This window comes from Candidatus Deferrimicrobiaceae bacterium (genome assembly GCA_035256765.1).
GTDB lineage: Bacteria > Desulfobacterota > Deferrimicrobia > Deferrimicrobiales > Deferrimicrobiaceae > CSP1-8.
Window position 1 is genome coordinate 1 of the sequence record DATEXR010000055.1, and the last position, 3,210, is coordinate 3,210.

General features: G+C 60.3%; 3 protein-coding genes. 1 reads left to right on the plus strand and 2 read right to left on the minus strand.

The genetic code is table 11. The features are described from left to right. Positions 1-245, minus strand: a 245-nt coding sequence (locus VJ307_01790) for a solute carrier family 23 protein (GenBank protein ID HJX72859.1), incomplete at its 3' end; no start/stop codon positions are given. A 276-nt stretch (positions 246-521) separates the two neighbouring features. Here VJ307_01790 and VJ307_01795 point away from each other — a divergent pair. Then, entirely contained in the window at positions 522-2,255 is a 1,734-nt protein-coding gene (locus VJ307_01795; protein ID HJX72860.1) for an ATP-binding protein, read from the plus strand. Positions 2,256-2,270: 15 nt separating this feature from the next. Here the strand turns inward: VJ307_01795 and VJ307_01800 are convergent. Then, the coding region (locus VJ307_01800) for a S1 RNA-binding domain-containing protein (protein ID HJX72861.1) at positions 2,271-3,210 on the minus strand (940 nt) is incomplete at its 5' end.

Sequence of the window (3,210 nt, forward strand, 5' to 3'; positions counted from 1 at the left end):
GCGTTTTCCCCCATATAGGGGGCGACAGCGAAAGGGCGCCCTGCGTACAGTCCCATCACCACCGTTCCGAATGCGGCGGCCAGGATCGTGGCGACCGTGGAGGGCCCGCGGGGAATTCCGGCCGCCTCCAGGATGGCGGGGTTGACGATGATGATGTAGGCCATCGTCAGGAAGGTCGTGAGGCCGGCAAGGATCTCCTGACGGTAACCGGTCCCGTGATGTTCGAATCCGAAAAACCCTTTCATCTTCATTCCTCCTCGAATCTCTTTCTGTGGCCGGGACCATCCGTCCCGCGGGAACGCCCATCCCCCCTAGACACCCGCGCGGGAGTGACGCCCAGGCGTACTAATTATGCTATATTTGTCTCCACAACGATCACGCCGCAATCTTCCGGGGGTGCCGAAACGAGGGGGATGATGAATCGGCAACAATCCCGCAAGGCTCTGTTCGTTTTCGGAATCTCCGTCCTGATATCGGTCTTATTTTTTATTTTTGATCTGTACTCATCGTCCGACATCGCGGTGTGGCTTTTTTATCTGATTCCTCTGCTCGCCACCTCCTACGTCGCCCCGCGTTGGCTATCCTTTCTGCTTCTTGTGATCTGCACGCTGCTGATCGGTCTCGGTTTCATGGGGAGTTTTCAGCATGGCAGGTTGGACGTGTCGATCATCAACCGGATCATCACGATCACCGTGCTCTGGCTGACCATTGTCATTCTGCTGGAACGGAAACGCGTCGAAGACAACCTTCGGGAGAGCGAGGAGCGCTACCGGGACCTGGTGGAACTCTCCCCGGAAACGATCTACATCCAGCAGGACGGAAAGATCGTTTTCATCAACTCCGCGGGGGTGAAACTTCTCGGTGCAACCAACCAGGAGGATCTCGTGGGGAAACCGGTTGCGCACATCTTCCACCGGGACTTCCAGGGAACGGCAAGCGAACGGATCCACATGGAGAGGGAGGAGATCAAGGAAATTTCGACCATCCAGGAGAAGTACATCCGGCTCGACGGCACCCCCGTGGAAATGGAGGTGTCGGCCGTTTCGATCGATTACCTCGGCAAATCCGCCCTCCAGGTGTTCGCCCGCGACATCACCGGGCGGAAGCATCTGGAAGAGCAATTGCGCCAATCCCAGAAAATCGAAGCGGTGGGAAGGCTCGCGGGAGGGATCGCACATGATTTCAACAACTTGATGACGGTGATCACGGGCTACGTCGGACTGACGAAGAAGCGCCTTGCGAACCCCGAGCTCGTGTCCATGGGGCTCGATGAGATTGGGAAGGCAGGCGCTCGCGCCACCCAGTTGACGCATCAACTGATCGCGTTCGGCCGGAAGCAGATCCTGCAGCCCCAGATCCTGGATCTGAACCACATCGTTTCCAACATGGAGAAGATGCTGCGCCGCCTGATCGGCGAGCACATGGAACTCGTGACCATCCTCGATCACGAACTCGGAAGGGTGAAAGCGGATCCGGGGCAGATCGAACAGGTCATCGTCAATCTGGCATTGAACGCCCGGGACGCCATGCCGATGGGGGGTCGGCTCACCATCGAATCCTGGAACACCAACCTGAGCGAGTCCACGACACGGCGGCACGGAGATATCCTGCCCGGCCCCTACGTCAAACTCGTGTTCCAGGACAACGGCGTCGGGATGGACGAAGAGACCAAATCCCACATTTTCGAACCCTACTTCACGACCAAGGAAGTGGGGAAGGGAGTGGGGCTGGGCCTTTCGACGGTGTACGGAATCATCCGCCAGAGCGGGGGGGACATCTGGGTCGATAGCGAACCGCAAAAGGGGACCACGTTCACGATCTTGCTGCCCAGGACGGAGGAGAAGCCCTCCAGGGAATCCATAGAACTGGTTCTGGATGCCCCGACCGGCCGGGGGACGATCCTGGTGGTAGAGGACGAGGAGTCGGTGCGCAACCTGGTGAGGGAGACTTTGGAGAACGCGGGATACCGGGTCTTCGACGCCGCCAACGGGGAAGAGGCCCTCGAAATCATGTCCCGGAGCCGTGAACCCATTCACCTGTTGCTGACGGACGTGGTCATGCCGAAGAGAGGTGGACGGAGCTTGGCGGTCCGTGTCGCCTCGCTCTATCCGGAGACGAAGATTCTGTTTATGACCGGGTACGTGGGCCCCGAAGCCGATGGGAAATACCATCCTCTCGGGCGCAAGTCGTCCATTTTCAAACCGTTCACGCCGGACGAACTCGCGCGCAAGGTAAAGGACGTGCTGGATGGCTGACCGGGGGCAAGGCCGTTATTTGTTCTTCTTCTCTTCCAGTTTCTTTCGCAAGATCTCCCCCAGCGTGCCTAAGGGTCGAGGAGCTTCCTCGAGATATTGCCGGTAGTCATCCGTCCCGACCGGCTGCTCTGCCCCGGTCTCTTCGCCCGCCAAGGAAAGGGAGATCCTTCTCCTCTCCTTTTCCACCGAATCCACCTTCACCGCAAGTTCCTCTCCCTCCCGAACCGCTTCGCCGGGGTGGCGGATCCTTTTCCCTCCCCCCAGTTTCGAGATATGGAGCAGCCCGTCCACGCCCGGCTCCAGGGTGACGAACGCCCCGAAAGGGGCCAGCCTCGATACCTTTCCCGGGTGGGATGTCCCCAGCGGGTACCGTGCCTCGACGCTCTCCCAGGGATCGGGAAGCGCCTTCTTCAGGCTGAAGGTGAAACGTTCCCTTTCCCAATCCAGCGCGACGACCGTGACGCTCACCTCCTGCCCCATAGAAACGGCCTTCCGGATCTCCTCCGCCCGGTCCCATCCGATCTCGGACGCCGGCACCAGTCCCTCGATTCCGCCGACGTTCACGAATGCCCCGAATTCCCGGATCGAGGTGACCGTCCCCCCGACCGTCATCCCTTCCCGGAGCGTCTTCTTCAGAGACTCCTTCTCCGCCTTCCGCTTTTCCTCCAGAATTGCCCGGTGGGACAGGACGATGTCCCTCCCTTCCCCGTGGAACCGCGTGATCTTGAACAGGAGAGGGCCCCCGGCTTGCCCGCCCCGCTCCCCGGACCGCGGCATGCCCATCTGGGAGTACGGGCAGAATCCCCGGAATCCTCCCCCCAGCCGCACCTCGAATCCGCCCTTGATCTCCCTCTCCACGGTTCCTTCCACCGGGATTTCGCTTCGCCACGCGTCTTCCAGCTGCGCCCGTCCGACTGCGCCGCCTCCGATCTTCGTGGTGAATCGCAATTCGTTG